Below are 26059 nucleotides of genomic sequence, written 5' to 3' on the forward strand. Positions count from 1 at the left end.
CAATGGGAAAAGTTACAGGTTTTAAAGAATTCGAAAGACAAGATGAATCATACACAGCAGTACAAGAGCGTGTAGGACATTATAAAGAATTTACAGTTCCCTTGAGTGAAGCTGAAATTACTAAACAAGGATCTCGTTGTATGGATTGTGGTATTCCATTTTGCCACAGTGGATGCCCGTTAGGGAATTTAATCCCTGATTTCAACCACATGGTACACCAAGGTGAATGGCAAAAAGCCTCTTGGATACTACATTCAACTAATAATTTCCCTGAGTTTACTGGACGTTTATGCCCAGCACCATGTGAAAAAGCATGTGTATTAGGGATTATTAACGATCCAATCTCTATTGAAAATATTGAGAAAAATATTGTGGAGCGTGCCTTCCAAGAAGGATGGATTAAACCTCAGCCACCAAAAACAAGAACTGGAAAAACAATCGCTATTGTTGGTTCAGGTCCTGCTGGTTTAGCAGCTGCACAACAATTAAATAGAGCAGGACACACAGTTACTGTTTTTGAAAGAGATAATGCAATCGGTGGATTATTACGTTATGGTATTCCAAATTTCAAATTAGAAAAGGAAATTATCGACAGACGTGTCGCAATCCTTGAAGCAGAAGGAATCACTTTCAAAGTAAATACCAATGTTGGTGTAAACTATGATATTGAAGATTTAAAAGCATTCGATTCAATCGTACTTTGTGGCGGAGCAACTCAAAGGAGAGGTTTACCAACTCCAGGTGCCGATGCTGATGGTGTGGTTCAGGCAATGGATTTCTTAACACAACAAACAAAAGTTGTTTTTGGAGAAAAAATAGAGAATCAAGTTTTAGCTACTGGAAAAGATGTAATCGTAATTGGTGGAGGAGATACTGGTTCTGACTGTGTTGGTACTTCAAACCGTCATGGTGCAAAATCAGTAACCAACTTCGAGATTATGCCTAAACCGCCTATCGGAAGAAGTGAGACAACACCTTGGCCTTTCTGGCCTTTACAGTTGAAAACATCTACTTCACACAAAGAAGGATGTGACAGAAACTGGTTAATTAATACCAAAGAATTCATCAAAGATGCAAATGGAAAATTAACTGCTCTTAAAACTGTAAACGTAGAGTGGAAAATTGTTCCAGGAAAAGCACCTCAATTAATCGAAATTGAAGGTTCTGAAAAAATCTGGCCTTGTGATTTAGCATTATTGGCTTTAGGATTTACAGGTCCAGAGAAAACATTGGCTGATCAATTAGGTATTGCAACTGATGCTAGAAGCAATTATAAAGCAGAATATGGTAAATACCAAACAAACATCCCCAACATATTTACTGCGGGTGATATGAGAAGAGGACAATCATTAATTGTATGGGCCATCTCTGAAGGACGTGAGGCTGCTAGACAAGTAGATTTATTCTTAATGGGAACCACAAATCTTCCTACTAAAGAAGGAGGAGATTTGCCTCCATTATAATTTCTAATACAGAATTTAAAATCCCTTGAGAAGATATTTCTCAAGGGATTTCTTTTTTCATCAAACAAAAAAGAAGAAAAAACCAAATATTTAACACTAAATATATCTATTAAGCACAACCTACTCTTCAATAATCAAAAAAACAATAAAGTTATATTTCTAAAACATTGTTAAAATAAAACAGTAAACAAGAGTTTTTGTTTGTTTTTAAACAAAATGTTATGTTTTGTTAAATAACTTATTTTTGTTTGGTCGTAATATTAAAGAATAATAAATTTGTAAAAAATTATAAACAAGATGCAAGCAAACGATTTACTACAGTTAGCAGAACAATTTGGCAGTCCACTTTATGTGTATGATGCAGAGAAAATACAATCCCAGTATAATCGATTAACCAAGGCTTTTTCTAAAGTTCCTAATTTACGCATCAATTATGCCATGAAGGCATTATCTAATGTTGCTATTCTTCAATTATTAAGAGATATGGGCTCTGGATTGGATACAGTTTCTATTCAGGAAGTTCAATTAGGATTACATGCTGGTTATGCGCCAGAAAAAATATTTTACACTCCAAATGGTGTTTCCCTTGAAGAAATTGAAGAGGTGCACGCATTGGGCGTACAAGTAAACATTGACAACTTATCTATATTAGAACAATTTGGAGCAAAACATCCACATGTCCCAGTTTGCATTCGTATTAACCCACACGTAATGGCTGGTGGAAATGCCAACATTTCTGTAGGGCATATAGACAGTAAATTTGGAATTTCTGTTCATCAATTACCACATTTAGTTCGTATTGTTGAAAACACAAATATGAACATTGCAGGTATTCACATGCACACAGGATCTGATATTTTGGATATTGAAGTGTTTTTATATGCGGCAGAGATTTTATTTGATGCTGCCAAAAATTTCAAAAATTTAGAATTTTTAGATTTTGGAAGTGGTTTTAAAGTTCCTTACAAAAAAGATGATATCGCTACAGACATTGATGAATTAGGTAGAAAACTATCAAAAAGATTCAATGCTTTCTGTGCAGAATATGGTAAAGATTTAACATTAATCTTTGAACCAGGAAAATTCTTAGTAAGTGAGGCTGGTTTCTTTTTAGCAAAAGTGAATGTAGTAAAACAAACGACATCTACTGTTTTTGCTGGAATTGATAGTGGTTTCAACCACTTGATTCGTCCAATGTTTTATGGCTCACAACATTTTATTGAAAACATTTCTAATCCAAAAGGCAAAGAGCGTTTTTACTCTGTTGTAGGGTATATTTGCGAAACTGATACTTTTGCAACCAATAGAAGAATTGCAGAAATCAAAGAAGGAGATATTCTTTCATTTAGAAATGCAGGAGCATATTGCTTCTCTATGTCCTCAAACTATAATTCTAGATACAAACCAGCAGAAGTTTTATGGATGAATGGAAAAGGGTACCTAATCAGAGCTCATGAGAAATTTGAAGACTTACTTCAAAATCAAATTCCGTTACCAGTAGAATTAACTGAATCTGTAACAGCATAATACAACAATCCCGAAACTTACTTCAAAGTTTCGGGATTTTTTTTGCACTTTCCCTTTTGTTCTTTCTTAAAAATCATACTGTCTAAAAAATTTGTATTATAAAATCATTTAACTGCACCCATCAATTGAAGAGTTATTTTTTCAAAACCAAATTCTAAAACTAACGATTAAGCAACTCCAAAACAGACCATCCTATTTGAAATAAAAAAAACCATCCGTAAAACGAATGGTTTTTCGAGAGTAATAAACTAATCTCATTTTTTTTGTAAAACATCTTCTAAAACTTCACATTCCGTACCATTCGGGAAAGTAATACTTAACATTTTAGAAAGTGTTGGAGCTATTTCGGTAATATTCTCTTTTTTATACGATTCTCCTTTTGGGACATTCCAACCATAAAAAAGTAAAGGAACATTGGTATCATAACTATTTGGCGTTCCGTGTGTGGTCCCTGTTTCATATCCGTAACTTTCTAAATACCCTGTTCCTTCAAGAATTACAAGATCACCACTTTGTTTAGGGTCATATCCCTTGAATATAAAATTCAAATAATAATCGTGAGCAGACCCCATCAAAATATCTTCTTGTGTATATACTCTTTTCACATAAACCTGTTCCATCAAAAAGTCTTTGAAACTTTGTTTCACTTTCGCTAACTCTAATCCTTTTTGTTTGATAACTTCCCTATCCAAGAAAACATTATAATTAGAATACTTTAAAACTAAATTGACCCCGAAAGAATCCATTGAAAACTTCTTCAAAGATTCCGAAATCTCTTTGGAAGGAATATTGTTTACATTTAGTTTACGATCTTTCAAATAAATTGCGTTTTCAGCAACTGCATGATCTGCAGTTAAGAAAACCAAGTAATTATCTTTTCCAACAGTTGTATCTAGATAATCCAAAAATGTAGCAATTGTAAGATCTAGACGCAAATATGTATCTTGAATTTCTATAGAACGTGGCCCAAAAGTATGCCCAACATAATCTGTAGAAGAAAAACTAAAAGTTAAGAAATCAGTAATATTATCTTTACCCAACTCTTCTTTCTCAATTGCTCGCATGGCTAATTCAGCCAAGAAATCATTACCAAAGGGTGTAGTTTTCAAAACTTCCATTCCTCTCTCTTTGTAAATCTTTTTCAAATCATACGGAAATACTGGAGCAACACCTTTTGCCAAACTACCTTCATAAGGATTATTGTCAGGTAAACTTTCGTTATAGGTATCAATTGATTTTAACAAACTCCATCCTTTATCGATATATTTCATATAATTCTTCTCTGCATTGAATTGAGTAACCCAATCCGGTAATTTATCTCCATAAAAACTACTCGAAATAAATTCTCCTGATTTTGTGCTCCAAAATGCCCAGTTGGCGAAATGTCCAGCAGGCAAAATAGCTCCACGATCTTTGATACTCACCCCTATTACTTTCCCAGTAAAGTTTGTTGCCATTCGCAATTCATCAGTAATTGTTGTACTCAGAAGATTTTTTGGAGACATTGCCCCTTCTTTTTCAGCTCCAGCAACCAACGATTTTACACCAGGATCGTCAGTGCAATACATATTCTTTCCAGTAGAACGAACATACCAATCGTTCCCAATGATTCCGTGCACGGCGGGAGTTGTTCCTGTATAAATAGAAGCATGCCCTGGAGCAGTAAACGTAGGTACATAATTATAATTCATGTTGTGATAGGTAAAACCATCACCCATTAATCTTTTGAACCCCTTAGTCGAAAAATCATCTGAAAAGCGATATAAATATTCCATTCTCATTTGATCTACAACAATTCCAACAACCAATTTTGGTCGCTGTTGTGCTTGACTCTGAATAGCAAAAGCACTAACTAAAAACAAAATAATTTTTCTCATATTATATTTAAATGGTAAACAAAAATACTCTTTATCAGGTAAAAAAAACAAAATGCAATTATTAATTCAAAATAATAACGCTATAACAACGAAAACATATCAAATCCTTAAGGAATTATCTTATGCCTCGAAAAGTTTAAAAAAAATAAATCGAAAGAAAACCTAATTATTTTGATTGCAAAATACAATTACAAAATAGAGTTTATATGAAATGAGTACACAATAAAAAAAACAGAAGTTTAATTGTAATTGACAATATTATAGGCAAGAACCCTATCTTCATATTTAACATACAATTGTTTTCGGTTATCCTGTTTTTTTCTAGTGATAAACGAAAGTGTGCAATTCTCTCCATTATTATCTTTACAAACAAATGGATAAATAAGATCGGTATCATTTTCTTCAGTAGGAAGATACTCGACAATATCAAATAACTGAATGGCTTCAGAATAGATTACAATTCTGTTCTTTTGGGTATCTAAATTGACTACAATAGCTACAGGTTTTAGGACACTCCAGTTACCAAATTTACCACTCTTTTCTTTTACAGAAACACTTAATCCGGTAGTTTTAAATCTATAAGCCTGACTAAATCCTTGATTTAAACCCAGAAATAGAAACAATACCAAAACTATAATTCTAAACTTATTCATTCTTTATTATTTTACTAAAAACAAATGTAATGAATTTAAAAATCAAATGAAACGACCTGTTTTTTGGCCAACTCAAATTCGGAAATCATAGTATCAATTATTTCTTTGGCAGGCAATATTTCGGTTATCAATCCAGCAATCTGACCAATCTCTAATTCTCCCTCAGCCAAATCTCCTTCAAACATGCCACGCTTTGCTCTAGCACGCCCTAATAAAGAAATCAATTCTTCCTTACTTGGACATTTTTTATATAGTTCTTGAAGATCCTCATAAAACTTATTCTTGATTAATCGAACAGGCGCTAATTCTTTCAGTGTTAATTGAGTTCCACCCTCTTGAACCTCGATAATAGTTTGTTTGAAATTGACATGCGAAGAAGATTCTAATGAAGCTGCAAATCGACTCCCTACTTGTACACCATCAGCACCAAGAGCCATAACAGCCAGCATCCCTCTACCTGTCGCTATTCCTCCTGCTGCAATTAACGGAATTGAAATTTTGTTCTTTACCATCGGAATCAAAGTAAGAGTCGTTGTTTCCTCTCTTCCATTATGCCCTCCTGCTTCAAAACCTTCGGCCACTATAGCATCAACTCCAGCTTCTTGCGCTTTTAAAGCAAACACAGAACTGCTCACAACATGTACGACAGTTATACCATTTTCTTTCAAAAAAGGAGTCCACGTTTTCGGGTTTCCTGCTGATGTAAAAACGATTTTAACCCCTTCCTCAATAATAATCTTTAGTATTTCTTCAATATTAGGATAAAGCATTGGTACATTAACCCCAAATGGTTTATCAGTAGCTGCTTTACATTTTTGAATATGTTCTCTTAGCACTTCGGGATACATAGAACCTGCGCCAATCAACCCCAATCCTCCTGCATTACTTACGGCACTGGCTAATTTATATCCGCTATTCCAAATCATTCCACCTTGAATGATTGGATATTTGATTTTAAAGAGATTGGTTATTGCATTCATACACACAAAAGAATTATTTTTTGATTAGTTTTCCCTTAGCACTTTTGCCATTAATTTTAATTTCATACACATAAATACCCGATTGTAGTGATTGTACCGAAATAGAAGAAAATTCCTTGGAGAGGGTTTGTTCTAATATTTTTTGTCCTAAGATGGAATAAACCGTAAATACTCCTGAATTCGAACTGTTCCCGAAATAAACCGTACTTACATCGTTGGTAGGATTTGGAAATAAAAAATAGTCATTATCATAAAAATAATCCGATCCTAACGTCAACGATTGACTAAAATCTGGGATTCCATAACCATATTGATTAGTCGGTATATCATATCTATCAGCAGATTTAACAATCATTTCTTTAATTTCATAATTCGTTTTATCAGGAAATGCTTGCCACAAGCAAGCTACCAAACCAGCAATTATAGGGCTTGAAAAAGAAGTCCCATCTGCTACACCAATGTTCCCCGAAGCATCGGATAAAACTACCGATTTTCCTTGAGCCATAATATCTGGTTTGATTCTTCCATCAAATGATGGACCAATAGAGCTAAAATCTGTTACAGTTTCGGATGCATTTACAGCTCCAATTGTAAGAACCGAAAAACCATCAGCTGGAGCACCAATATAAGGATTAGAAGTATTTCCCTCATTACCTGCTGAGGCCACTACAATCATACCACGGGAAAAAGCAATTTCGGCCCCACGAGTAATAAAAGTCGTTTCACCATTCATCTCAGAATAGGTATGGCTATAACTGGCATTATCATATTCAAAATATCCTAACGAAGTATTCATTACATCTACCCCAAGACTATCAGCTTTCTCTGCTGCTTCAACCCAATAGGATTCTTCTACAGGATTTTCGGATGCTCCGTTTTCAGTTCTAAACAAATAATAAGAAGCATCTGGCGCAGTACCTACAAGTGAATTGTCTTTATACCCTCCCATACACGAAAGCACCATTGTTCCGTGTGAATCTCCTGTATAAAAATTAGAACTCCGACTCACAAAATCATAACCTCCTAAAATTTGGCCATTATCCCGTAGTTTTTGAAAAGGTTCAGCCGAATCGACACCCGGAAAACCAGCATCTAATATTGCAATGATTTTTCCAGAGCCTGTATAATTGTTTTGATGCAATACATCGCCTTGAAGCATCTGGATTTGATTGTTAGAGTTCCCGTAATTAAAATTTACTTGTGATTCGAGAACTTTGGTAAAGGATTTGTTTTTGGCTAAAGAAGACTTTTTTGCCGTCGAATTGAGAGCTTTATTTGCAAAATCTATTCTATCGACAAAATTGAAAGATTTCAAAGAGTTAATAATCGTTTGTGAACCACGAACATGCAAAGCATTCAACCATTTAGATTGAGCCATAATCGTAATACCCGAAACTGCTTGTATCTGATTGATATAACTTTTATCGATAGGGATATCTTTAGAATCAAAAGCAATATTTTGCTTCGTCCTTCTATCTATTGCTCTTTGCGAAAGCATTGACAATGGATTGTCATAATAGGCTTGAGTATTATTTTTTATAGTAAAATATACCCATGCGTCTTCTTGAGAACTCCCTTTAAAGCACAAAAAAAATACAATACCAAATAAAATTTTCTTCATGCTTTACTAAAATTAAATCACACTTTATGAAATAACACCAGAACCAACCAATTCATCTCCGATATACCAAGCTACGAATTGCCCTTCGGTAATGGCTGATTGAGGTTCATCAAATGAAACATACATCCCTTTTTCGAATTGATGTAAGGTAGCTTTTTGTAAAGGCTGCCTGTATCGGATACGCGCCATCACTTCCATAGTTTCGCCTTCGGTCAAAGTCATATCTTCACGAATCCAATGTACTTCGGATTTATCAATAAACAATGCTTTTTTAAACAATCCAGGGTGCATACTCGACAAGCCTGTATAAATTGTGTTGGTTTCTACATCGGTAGCAATCACAAATAAAGGATCGGTAGTACCTCCTACATTCAAGCCTTTTCGTTGCCCAACGGTAAAATAATGAGCGCCTTGATGTTTCCCCATGACCTTTCCCATAGTTGTGGTATAAGGTAATTTTCTAGAATCAAATGCCAATTGTCCTTCAGCAGATAATTCTTCTTGTGAATTATCAGTATAAACAGAATCGTTTTTATCAATTTGAATAATGATTCCCTCTTTAGGTTGTAATTTTTGTTGCAAAAATTCGGGCAAACGTACTTTCCCGATAAAACATAAACCTTGTGAATCCTTTTTTTCGGCAGTAACCAATTCCATTTCGGATGCTATTTCTCTTACTTCAGGTTTTGTCAATTCACCAATAGGAAATAACGCTTTCGCTAATTGTTCTTGAGATAATTGACATAAAAAATACGATTGATCCTTATTACCATCTACACCTGCAAGGAGTTGATACACTTTTTTACCATCAACTTCGGTTTCACTTTTGCGGCAATAATGTCCTGTAGCAACATAATCAGCTCCAAGACTTAAAGCGATTTTCATGAAAACATCGAATTTTATCTCGCGGTTACAAAGAACATCAGGATTTGGCGTTCTTCCTTTTTCGTATTCGTTGAACATATAATCAACAATCTTTTCTTTGTATTGCTCGCTCAGATCTACAGTTTGAAAAGGAATCCCTAATTTTTGAGCAACTAATAAAGCATCATTACTATCTTCCAACCAAGGACATTCATTAGAAATGGTCACCGAATCATCATGCCAATTTTTCATAAAAAGACCTATAACTTCATACCCTTGTTGTTGCAATAAATATGCTGCAACACTAGAATCTACACCACCAGAAAGACCAACAACTACACGTTTCATATTTTGACTATATTTTATCTCAATACTTTGAGAATAATAAACATAACTTGATATTATGCTTTCTATTTTTTAAAATTGAATATTTAAAACTTCAAACTTTTGCAAAATTACAAATAATTAATCTAGAAAAAACTAAATATAATTCGACTAAAACAATATTAGAATAATCTTAACTAATTATTATATTCCTATAGATTGAAGGAAACAAATTAGTTTTTTACTCTATCTTTTTTCAATTCAATTTTTTTTGGTTTGTCCATATTCTCTTCACTTTCCAATTTGCCATTTACAAAAAACTGCCACTTCCCTACTTTTTTACCATTTTTGAACATCCCTTTAGCAATAACTAAATCATTCGGGTCTTTATAAACTGCTTCACCATCATACTCTCCATTTTTAAAAAAACTATTCTCTAAGACAATTCCACTTTCAGAATACTTTTTGTAAACACCTTCTTTTAAACCATTTTTATAAACAACTTCATCTACAATTTTCCCACTAGGATAATATACCGTTCTCGTTCCATCAAGTTTCCCATTTTTGTAATTCTCGATAGTCATGATCTCTTTTGAGGCTTTGTGATAATATTTCCAAACTCCTTCCCGCAATTTATTGACCTCTTTTCCTTCGCTTACAATATTTTTATTTTGATCATAAAAAATAGTGTAACACGAATTATTGTTGGGTTCAAAAGTTCTTGTCGCTATAACCGATTGCGCTTTGGTATCATCAAAAAATTTAAAAATACCTACTTCCTTGCCATGCTCAAAAGTTCCCTCGTAGCGTTGTCTTCCTGATTCTTTATAAAATCCTTTCCAAACACCATGTTTTTTCCCCATCTGATCAACAGGATTATTCGCTGACTGACAAAACACAATTTGACCAAAGAAGAAAAGAGCTAAAAATCTAAAAATAGTTGACATATAATTCTAATTAAAGTATCTAAAAAAAATGCCTCAAAAATCTTAGGCATCATAAAATTAAAAAACAGATGATTCAAAACCAACACATCCTCTAATTAAACAAAAAAGCTCCTAAATTAAGGAGCTTTCTTTGGTATTTAGATTATTATTTTTTTGCTTTTTTTTGAGCTTCTGCTTGTTCCATTGCTTCTTGCAAACGTTGTTGGAATTTGCTTGGTTTTTTAGGCTCCTTTAATTTATTTTCTTGAATTTGAGCATGTATTTTATCAGAATCTACGATGTAGTTTTTGATTACAAACATAATTCCGATTGTGATTAAGTTTGAAATAAAGTTGTACAAACTCAAACCAGCTCCATAACTATTAAAGAAAATCAACATCATTAATGGTGAAACATAAATCATGATTTTCATCATTTTGGCCATATCTGGCATTCCTTCTTGTTGTGGAGCTGCCATTTGCTGATCGCCTGAAGTCATTTTCATATAAAAGAAAATGGCTATTGCTGCCAAAATAGGGAATAAACTAATATGATCTCCGTATAATGGGATATGGAACGGTAACTTGGCTACAGAATCAAAAGAAGATAAATCATCAGCCCAAAGGAAGCTTTTTTGTCTCAATTCGAATGCAGCTGGAAAAAATTGGAAGGAAGCATACATAAATGGAATCTGAATCAAGGCTGGAATACAACCTGCCATAGGATTCACTCCCGCTTTAGAATACAACTTCATCGTTTCCTGTTGCTTTTTCATTGGATCCTTAAATTTCTCTCCAATCTCAGTAATATCAGGACGCAATACTTTCATCTTAGCCTGAGACAGGAACGACTTATAGGTAATAGGCGACATACCAATTTTGATAATAATCGTGAAAATAATGATTGCAATTCCTAAAGACAATCCAATTGTTGAGCTTAAAAACCCAAATAACGGAATGAAAATAAACTTATTAATCCATCCAAAAATCCCCCAACCAAGTGGAACAATTTTTTCAATTCCTTTGTCGTAAGCTTTCAACGTAGTGTAATCAGTCGGACCAAAATACCAACTCATTTTATAGTCTAGTTCTCCATTATGAAATGCTAATGGTACACTAGCCTTAAAATCTTTTGTAAAAACAGTGTCTTTTGTTTCGTCTAAAACTAATTTGTTGGATTTTAAGATTGCTTTTTCAAAAGGTTTATCGGTCAACAAAATAGCACTAAAAAAATGTTGTTTGAAAGCTATATAATCCACTTTTTCAGGATTTTCTTCTTTATCAGTACCATCAGCAACATAGTCATCTTTACCCTCTTCATATTGAAAACGGATTTCTGTGAAACGGTTCTCGTACGAAATACTTTTCTCAGATCTATACGTTTTTAAATTCCACTGCAAATCCAATGGTTTTGCTGTATTTAGCACTTTATTCAAACCTTGAGAACGAACGTCAAAACCAACCATATAATCGTTTGGCTTCAAGATGTATTTGTATTCTAAAAATTCGTTGGCACCCGCTTTCAGTTTCATTGCTAAAACTTGGTCAGCACCAATTTTGGACAATGTAGGTTCAAAATACAAATCTTTAGTATTCAAAACTCTATTATCAGTAGTTTGCAATTGAAGATTTAAATCGGCATTATTATCTTTTATTAATGATACTAACTGACCTGATTTTTTTTCAAATTTTTCAAAGTTTTTTAAAGTCGCTTCAACGATATAACCTCCTTTGTTTGCAATTTTCAAAAGTACAAACTCATTCTCGATGGTTGTGATATTGTTTTTTGCTGAAGGCAAGGTTGCTGAATAAGCAAATCCTCCCAAAGTTTTTTGCAATTGCACTAATTGAGTAGAATCGCCAGCAACTGCAGCTACAGTAGGAGCTGTTATTTGTTGTGCTGCTTTTGCTTTAGCTTGTTTTGCGACCAATTCTTTCTTCGCCTTTTCAGCTGCAATTTGCGCCTCTGAAGGTTTATTTTGGTACATCATCCAAAAGAATATACCCGCAATCAATAGCATTCCTATGATCGAATTAAGGTCTAATTTTTTTTCTTCCATTGTAATTATTATTCTTATCTATGTTCTGAGTTATATTCAATCAGAAACTGATTTTGTTAGTCATCAATCCCGTTTCTATGTTACACAATTGATAGACATCTTTCTAGAAAACTTTTTTTACTTCTTTTTGCCTTTTACCGCAGCGGCAACAAAACTCACAAAAATTGGGTGCGGATTTGCTACAGTACTCTTATATTCCGGATGGTATTGTACCCCAATAAAGAATGGATGATTCTCCAATTCTACGATTTCGACCAAACCAGTATCTGGATTAACCCCTGATGAAATCAATCCTGCTTTCTCTAACTGAGCTACATATTGACTATTGTATTCGTAACGGTGGCGGTGACGTTCAGAAATAGATGTTTTTCCGTAAATTTTATGAGCCAATGAATCTGGAGTAATATCGCATTTCCAAGCTCCAAGTCTCATTGTACCTCCCTTATCGGTAACATTCTTTTGACTTTCCATCAAATTCACAACTGGATTAGCAGTTTCATTATTCATTTCAGTTGAATTAGCATCGGCTAAACCTAAAACATTTCTAGAATACTCGATAATTGACATTTGCATTCCCAAACAAATTCCGAAAAACGGTATATTGTTTTCACGAACATAACGAATCGTTTCTATCTTACCCTCTATTCCTCGTTCGCCAAATCCTGGCGCAACAAGAACTGCATCTAAACCAGAAAGTTTTTCTTTAACGTTATCGGCATTTATAAATTCTGAATGAACCGAAATCACATTCACTTTAGTTTCATTTGCAGCACCTGCATGAATGAAAGCTTCAAGAATTGATTTGTAACAATCTTGCATCTCTACATATTTACCAACCAATCCGATATTTACAACATGTTTTGGATGTTTTAATCTACGTAAAAATGTATTCCAATTTTTCAAATCTGGAGCCGCTTTTTTAGGTAAATCTAATTTTCTCAATGCTACTACATCAAGACCTTCTTCCATCATTAAATTAGGAACTTCATAGATAGTTGAAGCATCAATAGACTGAATAACCGCTTCTTTTTTTACATTACAAAACAAAGCCAATTTGCTTCGGATTTCTGAAGAAATTTCATGTTCTGTTCTACAAACTAAGATATCAGCTTTTATACCACTTTCCATCAAAGCTTTCACTGAATGTTGTGTTGGTTTTGTTTTTAGCTCCCCAGCTGCAGCCAAATAAGGAACTAAAGTTAAATGAATCACAATAGCATTGTTTTCACCTAAATCCCAAACTAATTGACGAACCGATTCTATATAGGGTAAAGACTCAATATCACCTACTGTTCCACCTATTTCGGTAATAACAATATCATAATCACCAGAATTACCCAGCAATTGCATTCTATCTTTAATTTCATTAGTGATATGAGGTACAACTTGAACCGTTTTCCCTAAAAATTCGCCTCGACGTTCTTTCTCAATAACCGAAAGATAAATTCTACCAGTGGTAACATTGTTGGCTTGAGACGTAGGAACGTTTAAGAAACGCTCATAGTGCCCTAAATCCAAATCGGTTTCAGCACCATCGTCTGTTACATAACATTCTCCATGTTCGTATGGGTTTAATGTCCCTGGATCAACATTTAAATAAGGGTCAAACTTCTGAATTGTAGTCCTATACCCTCTTGCTTGTAACAATTTTGCCAAAGATGCCGCTATAATTCCTTTTCCTAAAGAAGAAGTCACACCGCCAGTAACAAAAATATATTTCGTTTGATTCATTATGAGTTGTGTTTGTATTGTAGTTGTGTAAAAAAACGTGGCAAAAGTACAAATTTAATTAGACAATTAGACGATGTCACAATTAGAAAATTTGCCAACTTCGAAATTAGACTTAAAGACTGTGATACACACTAAAAACTGCGCTTACACTTTTAAAACCAATTTATCATATCCTGTATTGAATAAGCATAACTACCTCTATATCGTTAAACTTATCCCAATGATTCACCTCTTTCATTAAACAAAAAAAATCCTCTATTTAAATACTACTCAACAAATAATTCCCCAGATTTATAATAATGTTTACCATCAGTGGCGTCTGTACCTCGAGTTGAGTCAAAAAACAGCTTAAATTTTTCGGGATTTACTTCTTCCAAAACGAGGATATCACTTTTATGGTAACTGTAATAATACACTTGATTTTTATCTTTAGCATAATATTCACCAACAACTTCAAAAGTATCTAAATCCGCTTCAGGAAAAGGCAACATAGGAAAAGGCAGTACATATCGAAGGGCGTAAATATGCGTTTTATCTTTGCCAAATGCTACATCAGAAATAGTAACAATTTCAAAGCTTTCAGGATTATTTACATTGGTGACTATTTTATTTTGAACAAAAATATTTTTATCATCACGTCCCACTAATCCTTGCAATGATCTAAATGTGTTTCTATCTGCTTCTTTCAATACCTTATCCTGAAAAAAAACATTTTTAGCATCATAAGCATATTCTTCTCCAACATAAGTAAAACTGGCACCATCTGCTCCAGGAATGATTCCCCACTTATAGTAGGCATTGTGTTTATCATGCCAATAATTATTAGTTGTGTCATTTGCTAAAGGACGAAAACTAGTTGCATCTGCGGTAGCAATTTTTTTAGTATTATAATAAACATTGTTTTTATCCTTACTATAATAACCTCGATTATCGAATTGAGTAAACGAATCTGGATGGGCGTTTTTAATAATTTTCCCATCAAAATAAACGTATTTTCCTTTTATAAAATAACCATAATTGGATATTCCTCTAGAAACATTATTCCACTGACGAGGAAGTCCGTACGATATTGTGACAAGCAATCCCAATATCAAGGTTACTATAAACCACCAAAATGGATTTGTTTCATAAAATGAATATCCCAATAAATACAATAACAGAAAAATTATTGACGGATACATAAAAAATAAAATAGCCGTTAGGATTGATGATTTTTTACTAGCAAATTCTGGAGCCGCAATCATCATAGGCGACATCATAATCATTGCTGGCCAAGGCAAGCATATACAAGTAATCACAATATTTACTAACATATTCATACAACCAAAAGGATTCTAAAAATGATACTACTCTATTATTACGGTTTTGGGTATTTCTGTTTAATGTTCCGAATTAATTCTTCGAGCCCATTGAGTTTTAATTCATGAACTAATTTTAACTGTTCGCCAAGTTCACCTTTTGGAAAACCTTTATTACTGTACCAAACTATATAATATTCTGGAATATCAATAAGATAATACCCTTCATATTTCCCGAAAGGCATTTTGGTATGTGCCAACTTTATAAGTTGATTTTGATTTTGATCCATTTGACAAAGAAAAAAGCTCTATTGAAAGAGCTTTTTTTTTTAATATTACTATTTTTTTTGTTTTACTTCCAAATAAAACTTATTCTCTTCTCGATATCTGGATGTAAACTCAAGAAAACAGGACAAGTCATTGCGGCTTTTTCTAAAATTATCCTATCTTTTGTTTCAGCTACACCCACAATTTCAAAGATAATTTCGATTTCTCTAATACGCCTTGGATCGGCACTCATTAATTTTGTAACAGCAGCTGTAGATCCCTTAAAATCAACATTCAAATCTCTTGATTTTATCCCCATTATGGTCATCATGCAAGTTGCCAAAGCATTAGCTACAGCATCTGTTGGAGAAAAAGCCTCTCCTTTACCGTTGTTATCTACTGGAGCATCTGATAGAATCTCGGTACCCGATTGAATATGTACTGAAGAAGTTCTTAAATCTCCTAAATACGTTACTTTTGATGTCATTGCTATATTTTTAATTATAGTTTATTATTTTATTTGGCCTCTTTCACTGTTAGATCAGTGTCGTAATACAAAATATAAAATCCATTATTAACAAAGTTTCCTTCCTTATTTTTTTGGTAATCAAACTTACTCTCGATTTGTTCAGTTACCATCATTTCGGCAGTTTCTTGGTAGGATTTCCCTTGAGATAAACGCATCAAAGTATCAAAAGTTACATCAAAACCACGAATGGCAAATGTACTTGGATTAACTTTATTTTTATTTCGATAACTCTGCATAAACAATAGTGCTTCTGGAGAATTGTTTTCTCGAGTAACAGAAGGATACATCAAATGCAACTTAGTCAAATTCTCAAAATAAATATCATCTGTATCCAAAGTGTCATTCGATTCTAAAATTACTAATTGAACTTGGTATGTCGCCATAACATCAAGCATCGCTTTGATGGTATATTTTATCATTGCGGTATTGGCAGTTTCTAGAATAACATAATTCATTTTATCTTTTACCAATTGCGCTTTAAATCCTTCTATATTCACACCTCCTGTTGCGGTCAAAGGTGCGATTTTAACATCTTTTTGATTTTCTAAAATATACTTTCGGATCGTCTCCTTTTTTTTATCTATAACAGCAATGATATTACCTTGCTTTGCATTTAGAAAATTAAACATTCCTGTTTTTAAATCAGAATTGGAAATGATTGATTGGTACAAATTAGGGATCGGATTTGCATCATCTTTAGACAAAGGCGAAATAACAGGAACATTATTTTCTTTTAGAATATTTGCCGTTTTCTCGACATTGCTCTGATAAAATGGTCCTATCACCGCATCAGTATTCAAAAGAGTGGTATTATTAAAAATCGTACTCACATTTGAGGTTGACTTACTCTCATTTGAATCAAACACTTTAACATCAACATTTACACCAATCTGTTTAGCCGAATCAATAGCCATCATTGCTCCAGAATAAAAGTCTAAAGTCATATTTAAAAACTTATCTTCATTTAACTTATCAACGGTCAAGCTAGTTGCAGGATCCATTTTTTCGACATTAAACGGCAACAACAAAACCAACGTTTTCTTGTCATTGCTACTAGGTTTTGTCAAAACAACATTTTGCTTTACCGAATTTGTTACAACTTGATTTGACTGTGTCGGAACTTTTATAATCATTCCTTCTTGAACCCCATTTACTAAAATTGGGTTCAAAACAGTCAATTCTTGTTGCGACAATCCAAATTGTTTCGATAAACTATAAAAAGTCTCTTTAGATTTGATTGTATAATTTACAAAAGTTGGGGATTCTATAATCTCAGCAATGGAAAGTTTAGCATCTGTTTTCTTCGTCTCTACATCAGTACTTGTTGCTTTATTTTCGGGACGTTGTCCTTTTATTAACAATTCATATCCAACAGTCAAATTAGAAACAATATCAGGGTTTTTTCGCTCTAATTCTTCAATTGAAATCCCATACTGTTTCGCAATTGAATATTTAGTTTCTTTTGGCAATACAGTATGAAATACAGGTTTGTTATTGACTACTGTTGTCTTTTTAGCACTCCCTTTAGACGGAATATTCAAAACTTGACCAATCTGCAAACCGTATTTAACCAAATCAGGATTCGCCTTTTTTAATTCTTCATCGGTTACATTGTATTTTTTTTCGATACCAAATAAGGTTTCCTTTGCCAAAACTACATGTGTTTTGGATGTAGATTTAGCAGTAGTTCTTAAAGCTGTATCGTTATTTTTTGCTTTAGCTTTTGGAATCAATAAAACGCTATTTGGCTTCAACCCGCTTTGAGCATCAGGATTGAGTTTATAGATATCATAAGGTGTAACATTAAACTTTTTAGCTATTTGAGTTACTGTTTCTCCTTTTTCAACTATATATTTTTCAATTTTTTCTTGAGCCATTATCGATGATGTCGAAAATAGTATCGCACAAATTGAGGTTAAAAAATAGCTTTTATTTAATAATGTCATGCTGTTTTATTTTTAATAAAATTACTTTCTTTATTGCAACTATACATTCTTACAGTTGCTATTTTTTACGATTTTTAATTTTCTGAAACTACGTTTGCGATAAATACATTTTCAAAATGTGATTTACCCTTTTTTTGAACACACTCGTATTGCGCTTCTTCTTTTGTTGTAAACATTTTTGAATACACGTAATACGATTGAATATTTATATTGTAAAAAAAGTTACTCTCTAAAGCTCCAGAATCTACCAATTTCCTAATAAAAGCATCTCTTTCGGTTGCTTCTTTAAAATTTCCAACTACCACATAATATCCTGTACTTACCTCTTTCAATCCCTCAACTTTTTCTATTTTAATAGATTTTATTACGGCTGGTTGCTTGTCTAATTCCTTTTTAATTTGATCTAAAGGCAATGATTTTGCAACCACATTTGATTGTACAGCACTCTGAGACTCAGATGCTTTATTTTTATAACTTTGATTTTTCAATTTTGCCAAATTATCATCATAAGTTCTGGCTTGTTTGCTATAAAAATCGGCTTTACTGATATGCAATCTCAATTCGGCTTTACTTTCATTGTTTAGCGAATCTAATTTGGTAATCAGTTTTATATTATTTAAATCCCTTACTCGCTGTTGCATTTCCATCGTTTTCAATTCTTCAGGAGTCAATTTTACAACATTAGTTTCTGATGGTTTTTGTTTACTATTTTCACGAATGCTTTTTTTGTACTGTTGATTTTCTTCAACGGCAATTCGTTCAGCCTTATCCATCAAACCAGAATACACTTTTCGATTATCAGCCAATTGTTTTTTGAGTTGCATTGACAAATCGTTTGTTTTCTTTATGTTTTCGTTCGAAATTTTTTGCAAACGAACAGACTCATCCAAATCTACCAATTCGGTTTTTTTCAAATCATTCAAGTCTTTACTCATGGTATTCACCAATGAATCTAATTTTACCAAAAGAATTTCCTGAATCTTTTTGTTCGCCTCCAATACCATTTTAAGTTTTTCGGCAGAACCTTCTTTGGTATTATCAAGTTCTTTCAAATCAACCAAAAGTCCATTAACTTTTATCACCCTTTGATTGATTTCATCTTGCAATTCTAATTTATCTTTCAAAGCACTTATTTCTTTTTCATTTGCTTTTGACTTCTCAACCACCACTTGTTTTTCTGCCAAAGCGAGCATCAATTCTTCATTTTCATTAGTAGCTTTAACACCGTTAACGTTAATTGCCAATTTATTTCCTTCGACTAATCCGTTTACGATTTCAGGGTTTTGAGATTCTAATTGTTCAATTGTAATTCCGAATAGTTTTGCAATAGAATACTTTGTTTCTTTTGGTTTTACCACATAAAAAACAGTTTCATCATTAATAACCCTAACTCTACCATCCAACGTTTTCTTTTTGTTTGGAATGGTTATGGTTTGTCCTATTTTCAACCCCTCTTTTAAAATTTCTGTATTAGTTTTATCTAAATCTTCTACAGACACATTATAAAGTCTAGCGATGCTAAACAATGATTCTTTGGGTTGTACCAAATGGGTATTTTTGGACGATGCGGATTCAGTTTTAGATTCTTGTGGTATAACTAATTCTTGACCAACCTGTAATCCATTTGTCAAAATTGCTGCATTTGCGTTTTGAATGGTTTCTACTGTCACATTGTATTTTGTAGCCAATCCGAACAAAGTTTCCTTTGGCGCAACAATATGTTTAATTGAATTTTGAGGAAGTAATGCTGGAACCCAAAGAAGTTGATTTTCTGTAATTCCATTTTGAGACTCGGGATTCAGCCTATAAATTTCGGCTGGCGTAGTCTTGTAATTTTGAGCGATTTGGGCTATGGTTTCGCCTTTTAAAACAATATGTTTGTTTGAAGATTGTTGTCCGAAAGAGACATTAGATACCAAAACAACAAACAATAGAACTTTTAAAAATTTTCTCATAAGTAGGTTTTAAAAAATTAAGTCGTTACAAATGTAACGACTTAATGTTAAAAAAATTACTATTCCCACTCAATTGTTGCTGGTGGTTTTGAACTAATATCATAAACTACTCGGTTTACACCTTTTACTTTATTAATGATATCATTTGAAACTTTCATTAAGAACTCATATGGTAAATGTACCCAATCAGCAGTCATCCCATCTGTAGATTCTACTGCACGAAGTGCTACAACTTTCTCGTAAGTACGCTCATCTCCCATTACACCAACACTATTTACAGGGAGTAAAATCGCTCCTGCCTGCCAAACTTTATCATATAACCCCCAAGATTTCAACCCATCAATAAACACTTTATCAACATCTTGTAAGATTCTAACTTTTTCTGGGGTAATATCCCCCAAAATACGGATAGACAATCCAGGTCCTGGGAAAGGGTGTCTTCCTAACAATTCAGGATCGATCCCTAAAGTTGCTCCTACTCTACGCACCTCATCTTTGAAAAGCATACGCAAAGGTTCAACAATTTTTAATTTCATATAATCCGGCAAACCACCTACATTGTGATGTGACTTGATGGTTGCCGATGGCCCTTTTACCGAAACTGACTCAATTACATCTGGATAAATGGTTCCTTGAGCCAACCATTTTACATCAGTTAACAAGTGTGATTCATCATCAAAAACCTCGATAAACACACGCCCGATAATTTTACGTTTGGTTTCTGGGTCACTCACTCCAGCCAATTCTGACAAGAAACGCTCACCAGCATCAACTCCTTTTACATTCAAGCCCATTCCTTTGTATTGTTCTAATACACTTTCGAACTCGTTTTTACGAAGCAATCCGTTATTTACAAAAATACAATATAGATTTTGACCAATAGCTTTGTTTAATAAAACCGCAGCAACAGTTGAATCTACACCTCCCGAGAGTCCAAGAACAACTTTATCGTCTCCGATTTTTTCTTTCATTTCGGCCACAATTTCTTCTACGAAAGCATTTGGCGTGAAATTTTGAGGTACGTGAGCAATTTTTACTAAGAAGTTCTCCAACATTTGCTTCCCTTCTGTAGAATGGTAAACTTCGGGATGGTATTGAATAGCATAAGTTGTTTCACCTTCAATTTTGTAAGCGGCAAATTCTACGTCATGCGTACTTGCTAACTTAACACCGTTTGTAGGCAAAGCTTTGATACTATCACTATGGCTCATCCAAACTTGACTGTTTGCTGATACTCCTTCGAAGAAAGTTTCACCTTCTTTGATATAAGACAAATTAGCTCTACCATATTCTCTCGTGTTAGAAGCAGCTACTTCTCCACCACTGAAATGAGCTAAGTATTGCGCTCCATAACAAACGGCAAGTAATGGTAACTTTCCTCTAATTTGGGATAAATCTGGATGTGGGGCATCTTCTCCTCTAACAGAAAAAGGGCTACCTCCAAGAATTACGGCTTTATAACTTGATAAATCACTCGGAATGTGATTGTAAGGAAAAATTTCGCAGAATATATTTAATTCGCGAACTCTACGCGCAATAAGCTGTGTGTATTGCGATCCGAAATCTAAAATAAGTACGTTGTGTTGCATGCGCAAAAATACTTTTTATATTCGAATTTGAAAAATTGAATTTAGATTTTTTTTATCGCCTTATACGATAGGAATCCTAGAGAAATCAAACATCAAAAAAAGACAATAACTATTTGAAATTAAACACCATAAAAAACGAACACCTTGTTTTAAAATCAATTTAATCTTTAATAAAATTAATCTTTCACAATAATAATTGTCGCCTTAAAACCAGTAGCTAAGTTCCATTCGCTAGCAGAAATCAAGTTTTTTTGATCATCAAAAACTCTAAACTCAGCAGTATTAGGTCCTGAATCTCCTTGGTTTAACGCTTCGAAATCAATTTTATTAAAACCTTTTTTCAATTCAACATCAAAACCTTTAAAACTACTCGTTAGATATACCTGAGTTTGAATTACGACACCATTTAAATAAACGCGAATCAAATCGCCATCTACATATTGCGCATCACGATACATCACGGTTGCCGAGTTAGCCGATGAATTAAAAGTTCCTAAATTTTGATTTCTACGAAAAGCTAAACTTTCTTGACGATCTGTTTTTTTATTCAATCGATCCCTCACTTCATCACCAGGATTAATAAACTCATCTTTTGGAGTCATCGAAATTTCACTCTTCACAGGCAACTTATAATCGTCAACAGGATTGGGTTGAGGCTGAATTACATTTGGATTCTTGTAAATATTTGGCGGAATAATTACAGGTGTATTGGGATCAACAGGTGGAATTTCTTTTTTCTCTGTTTTAGGCTTTGTATTTACTGGAGGAATTCCTTTAAACTTGTTGCTAAACTCTACCTGGCCATATGTGCAAGTCACAAAACTTATTAGAAAAATAAATAAATAAAATTGCTTCGTCATATTTAAAAAGTAGGTCTTTTGTTTAAAAATATAATCCAAAAATAAAAAAATGAAGACTATAAAATCATAAAACAAACATAATTTATTTTTAGAATGTTGTTAAGAAATTTAAAATTAGAATACAAAAATTGACTTTAGAAAAAGAAATTAAACGATCTACATTATTTTGTTATGAAAAAATAAAATTGAGCAATAATAAAGGGGTTCTACCCAAAACGCTCATTTTTTAATTCTATTTTTTTATAAATTGCACGCTTTAATTGAGAAGCTATTTTCACCATAAAATACCTCTTTTAAAAATCAATTAACAAACTTTAAAAACTAAATTAATGAAAAGAGAAAACATCCTGACTGGCTCACCATGGGAGGACAAAATGGGATATTGCCGAGCAGTTCGTATTGGAAACATTATTGAAGTATCTGGAACTGTTGCCATAGTTGATGGAGAAAAAGTAAAAGCTGATGACGCTTATGCTCAAACCCTAAATATTTTAGAAAGAGTTGAAAAAGTACTTGCGGACTTAAAAGTAGGTATGGAAGATGTGATTCGTACTCGAATTTTTACAACTGATGTAACTACCTTTGAAGATGTTGCTAGAGCACATGCTACTTTTTTTAAAGACATCAAACCAACTACAGGATTTTATGGCATCAACCAATTGGTTGCCCCTGAATATTTAGTCGAAATTGAATTCACAGCTGTCGTATCAGAATAATTCTAGAAAAATACATAGATTGCATTACTTTTAACTACATTGCTTAAAAAAGTAATTGCCCTCAATGGAATCTAAAAATACAACCCAATTAATGCTTATCACACTCAAATGGTTTCTCATTTGTGGTTTGATAGGCATTTTTTCTGGTTCGGCCTCAGCCTTTTTTTTAGTAGCATTAGAATATGTTACGCAAATTAGAATCCATAACTTTTGGATAATTTGGTTATTACCTTTGGGAGGTTTACTTATTGGCTATCTTTATTATTATTCAGATCCCAAAATCACAAAAGGAAACAACTTACTTTTAGAGGAATACCACAAACCCGAAAAAAAGATTCCTTTTTTGATGGCTCCTTTAGTCTTATTAGGAACATTAATCACCCACCTTTTTGGCGGATCTGCGGGACGTGAAGGAACTGCAGTACAAATGGGTGGTGCTATTGCCGATTTATGTACACCTCTGTTTACATTAAACCAGAAAGACAGAAGGGTTTTGATAATTTTAGGAATCAGTGCTGGTTTTGCATCTGTATTTGGAACACCAATTGCTGGAGCTATATTCGCTTTAGAGATTGTTTATTTTAGCAAAATAAATATCAAAAGCATATTTCTTTCTTTTCTGGTGGCTTTCATCGCTTATTTTACGGTAGAATTTTGGGACGTAAAACACACTCATTATGCAATACCCATAATCCCTCCTATGAGTTTTACTAATTTGTTTTGGGTTATTATTGTAAGCATTCTGTTTGGTCTAGCCGCTTTACTTTTTTCCAGAACAACTCATTTCTGGGGAAAATTATTTTCAAAAAACATAAAGTATCCTCCTCTAAGACCCTTTATTGGCGGTTTAATTTTGGCTCTAATTATCTTCATCTCCAACAACACCAAATTTATTGGATTAGGTGTCCCAGAAATTGTTAGTGCGTTTACTATTTCAAACAACAGTTACGATTTTTTATTAAAAATACTCTTTACGGGTTTCACACTTGGAGCTGGTTTTAAAGGTGGAGAAGTAACCCCTCTGTTTTTTGTAGGCGCAACACTCGGTAGTGCATTATCTACTATCGTTCCTTTACCTATAGCCCTATTAGCAGGAATGGGATTTGTGGCTGTGTTTTCGGGAGCCACTCACACACCTATAGCTTGTACTGTAATGGGCATCGAACTTTTTGGTTATGAATGTGGACTTTATATTGGTGTTGCTTGTATAGTTGCTTATTTTTCATCTGGAACAATTGGCATTTACAAATCACAAATTGTAAGAGGTGCTAAATTTCATTTTTATCGAAAATTAAGAAAACAAGAAACCAAAATTTTATAATATTGAATATTAACTAACTTAAACCACCCAAAAAAAGCATGGCTTTCGGACTTCCCTCTTCGTATTCTCAATATCAAGCTCTAAATAAGCAATCTAAATTAGAATTTGCATTTATTACAATCGAAACTTTTAGGAAGTTAAATTGGAATATCATAAGAATAAATGAAACTGAACTGATCGCTGAAACTCAAAACAATTCAAACACTTGGACAGAATATATTCTTATTGATCTTAGCAATGAAGATGTCTTCATAAAAAGCTGGAGTGATGGGAACCAAATTTACGATAGTGGCAAAAACAAAAAAAATGTTGAAGCTTTTTTAGATTTATTTTATGAGGTAAAAAAAGAAAAAGCAATTTTGGATTTGAATGAGTCTATTATTACTGAAAGTATTGCTTATGAAAAAACAATACTCCAACCTTATATTGAGGAAGAAAAACACATAAGCACATTTTATTCTTTTTTTTCACCATTTATTCCTGTCAAAGATTATTTTATTACCCCAATTTTAATCAACATTAACATCTTAATCTTTTTGTTAATGACCTTCTCTGGAGTTAACCCTTTTGTTCCCGAAGTAAATGACATTATTGATTGGGGTGGAAATTTTGGACAATTGACAATCGAAAATAATTGGTGGCGATTATTTACAGCTTGTTTTATTCATATTGGCATAATCCATCTGATAATGAATTGTTATGCATTGGCTTATGTTGGTTTACTTTTAGAACCTTATTTAAAAAAATGGGGATTCGTAACAACCTATATTTTATTAGGTCTGCTATCTAGTTTATGCAGTTTATATTGGAATAGTAATCTTGTAAGTGCAGGAGCTTCGGGAGCTATTTTTGGAATGTATGGTATTTTGTTTATAGTTCTCTGTTTTGGAGTCATAAATAAAAAAATAGACAAAAATTTATTAGCTACCCTAACATTATTTATTACCATAAATGTACTTGGCAGTTTCAAAGAAGGAATAGACGGCGCTGCTCATATTGGCGGACTATGTTTCGGCTTAATTATTGGTGTATTCTATGTTCTTTTAAATAAAAAAAGACCAATAGCATTAGTAGTAGCCAGCTTGTTTTCGGTTATTTCTGGAGGGGTTTTAATTTCGATTTGCAAAGACACCAAAGCTTATATTTATCAATTTGCAGAATACCAAGAAGGTATGCAAGATTTTGTTGAAATGGAAAAATTAGCTTTAGAATCCTATCATGGGGATTATTTCGAAAGCAAAGAACATGTTCTGTATATGATTAAAGAAAGAGGTATTTACTATTGGGAAGAAAACATTAATCTATTAAAAAAAATGGAACGATTGAGTCTTCCCGAAAACCTACACGAACAAAACAAAAACTTAATTAAATACTGTGAATTGCGTGTAAAATCCTTTGGACTTTCATATAAAAAAATAAACGAGAATAGTACCGATTACGATAATGATATTGATGACCTAAACGAAGAAATCCAAAACCTCATCACTTTAATACAACAAAATTCGGCCAAACAATCTCAGTAAAAAAGACATCCAATTCAAACAGCAAAAATG

20 protein-coding genes are annotated in these 26059 nt (G+C 33.2%); 5 read left to right on the top strand and 15 right to left on the bottom strand.

What is annotated here, in order from left to right; all coding sequences use genetic code 11:
* The first annotated feature begins 2 nt into the window (after positions 1-2).
* The gene (locus ABEB18_RS15745; protein ID WP_348800293.1) at positions 3-1463 is read left to right on the top strand and encodes a glutamate synthase subunit beta; all 1461 of its coding nucleotides are present in this window, start codon (positions 3-5) and stop codon (positions 1461-1463) included.
* A 297-nt stretch (positions 1464-1760) separates the two neighbouring features.
* The gene (gene lysA, locus ABEB18_RS15750; RefSeq protein ID WP_348800294.1) at positions 1761-2990 is read left to right on the top strand and encodes a diaminopimelate decarboxylase; all 1230 of its coding nucleotides are present in this window, start codon (positions 1761-1763) and stop codon (positions 2988-2990) included.
* A 254-nt stretch (positions 2991-3244) separates the two neighbouring features.
* Here lysA and pafA read toward each other — a convergent pair whose 3' ends face one another.
* The 15 genes from pafA to ABEB18_RS15825 all read right to left on the bottom strand — a co-directional run bounded on the left by pafA (position 3245) and on the right by ABEB18_RS15825 (position 22427).
* Positions 3245-4867, bottom strand: coding sequence for an alkaline phosphatase PafA (pafA, locus tag ABEB18_RS15755; RefSeq protein ID WP_348800295.1), 1623 nt, complete (start codon positions 4865-4867; stop codon positions 3245-3247).
* Positions 4868-5106: 239 nt separating this feature from the next.
* Entirely contained in the window at positions 5107-5520 is a 414-nt protein-coding gene (locus ABEB18_RS15760) for a hypothetical protein (protein WP_348800296.1), read from the bottom strand.
* Between the two features lie 35 nt (positions 5521-5555).
* Positions 5556-6500, bottom strand: a complete 945-nt coding sequence (locus ABEB18_RS15765; RefSeq protein ID WP_348800297.1) for an NAD(P)H-dependent flavin oxidoreductase — start codon at positions 6498-6500, stop codon at positions 5556-5558.
* Between the two features lie 13 nt (positions 6501-6513).
* Positions 6514-8121: a S8 family serine peptidase gene (locus ABEB18_RS15770; protein ID WP_348800298.1), complete on the bottom strand. Its 1608-nt coding sequence runs from the start codon at positions 8119-8121 to the stop codon at positions 6514-6516.
* A gap of 24 nt (positions 8122-8145) precedes the next feature.
* On the bottom strand, positions 8146-9333 hold the full coding sequence (gene mnmA / locus ABEB18_RS15775) for a tRNA 2-thiouridine(34) synthase MnmA (RefSeq protein ID WP_348800299.1): 1188 nt from the start codon (positions 9331-9333) through the stop codon (positions 8146-8148).
* 209 nt (positions 9334-9542) lie between these two features.
* Complete coding sequence (locus tag ABEB18_RS15780) at positions 9543-10256, bottom strand: toxin-antitoxin system YwqK family antitoxin (protein ID WP_348800300.1); 714 nt, start codon at positions 10254-10256, stop codon at positions 9543-9545.
* Positions 10257-10401: 145 nt separating this feature from the next.
* The gene (gene yidC / locus ABEB18_RS15785) at positions 10402-12294 is read right to left on the bottom strand and encodes a membrane protein insertase YidC (protein WP_348800301.1); all 1893 of its coding nucleotides are present in this window, start codon (positions 12292-12294) and stop codon (positions 10402-10404) included.
* Positions 12295-12411: 117 nt separating this feature from the next.
* The gene (gene pyrG / locus ABEB18_RS15790) at positions 12412-14025 is read right to left on the bottom strand and encodes a CTP synthase (protein WP_348800302.1); all 1614 of its coding nucleotides are present in this window, start codon (positions 14023-14025) and stop codon (positions 12412-12414) included.
* 266 nt (positions 14026-14291) lie between these two features.
* Positions 14292-15344 (bottom strand): DKNYY domain-containing protein, encoded by a 1053-nt coding sequence (locus ABEB18_RS15795; RefSeq protein WP_348800303.1) that lies wholly within the window; start codon positions 15342-15344, stop codon positions 14292-14294.
* Positions 15345-15382: 38 nt separating this feature from the next.
* Positions 15383-15613: a DUF3820 family protein gene (locus ABEB18_RS15800; protein WP_348800304.1), complete on the bottom strand. Its 231-nt coding sequence runs from the start codon at positions 15611-15613 to the stop codon at positions 15383-15385.
* A 62-nt stretch (positions 15614-15675) separates the two neighbouring features.
* Positions 15676-16077, bottom strand: a complete 402-nt coding sequence (locus ABEB18_RS15805) for an OsmC family protein (protein WP_348800305.1) — start codon at positions 16075-16077, stop codon at positions 15676-15678.
* 29 nt (positions 16078-16106) lie between these two features.
* A complete protein-coding gene (locus tag ABEB18_RS15810) occupies positions 16107-18065 on the bottom strand; it encodes a LysM peptidoglycan-binding domain-containing protein (protein ID WP_348800306.1) in 1959 nt (652 codons plus the stop codon).
* 74 nt (positions 18066-18139) lie between these two features.
* Positions 18140-20020: a LysM peptidoglycan-binding domain-containing protein gene (locus ABEB18_RS15815; protein ID WP_348800307.1), complete on the bottom strand. Its 1881-nt coding sequence runs from the start codon at positions 20018-20020 to the stop codon at positions 18140-18142.
* A gap of 59 nt (positions 20021-20079) precedes the next feature.
* Complete coding sequence (gene guaA, locus ABEB18_RS15820; RefSeq protein WP_348800308.1) at positions 20080-21609, bottom strand: glutamine-hydrolyzing GMP synthase; 1530 nt, start codon at positions 21607-21609, stop codon at positions 20080-20082.
* 176 nt (positions 21610-21785) lie between these two features.
* Entirely contained in the window at positions 21786-22427 is a 642-nt protein-coding gene (locus tag ABEB18_RS15825; RefSeq protein ID WP_348800309.1) for a hypothetical protein, read from the bottom strand.
* A gap of 371 nt (positions 22428-22798) precedes the next feature.
* On the opposite strand from ABEB18_RS15825, the gene ABEB18_RS15830 reads away from it, so the two are divergent.
* The 3 genes from ABEB18_RS15830 to ABEB18_RS15840 all read left to right on the top strand — a co-directional run bounded on the left by ABEB18_RS15830 (position 22799) and on the right by ABEB18_RS15840 (position 26029).
* Positions 22799-23185, top strand: a complete 387-nt coding sequence (locus ABEB18_RS15830) for a RidA family protein (RefSeq protein ID WP_348800311.1) — start codon at positions 22799-22801, stop codon at positions 23183-23185.
* 64 nt (positions 23186-23249) lie between these two features.
* The gene (locus tag ABEB18_RS15835) at positions 23250-24506 is read left to right on the top strand and encodes a chloride channel protein (RefSeq protein WP_348800312.1); all 1257 of its coding nucleotides are present in this window, start codon (positions 23250-23252) and stop codon (positions 24504-24506) included.
* A 38-nt stretch (positions 24507-24544) separates the two neighbouring features.
* Positions 24545-26029, top strand: coding sequence for a rhomboid family intramembrane serine protease (locus tag ABEB18_RS15840; protein WP_348800313.1), 1485 nt, complete (start codon positions 24545-24547; stop codon positions 26027-26029).
* Positions 26030-26059: the final 30 nt, after the last annotated feature.

It is taken from the genome of Flavobacterium adhaerens (assembly GCF_040045115.1).
In the GTDB taxonomy this organism is placed as follows: domain Bacteria; phylum Bacteroidota; class Bacteroidia; order Flavobacteriales; family Flavobacteriaceae; genus Flavobacterium; species Flavobacterium adhaerens.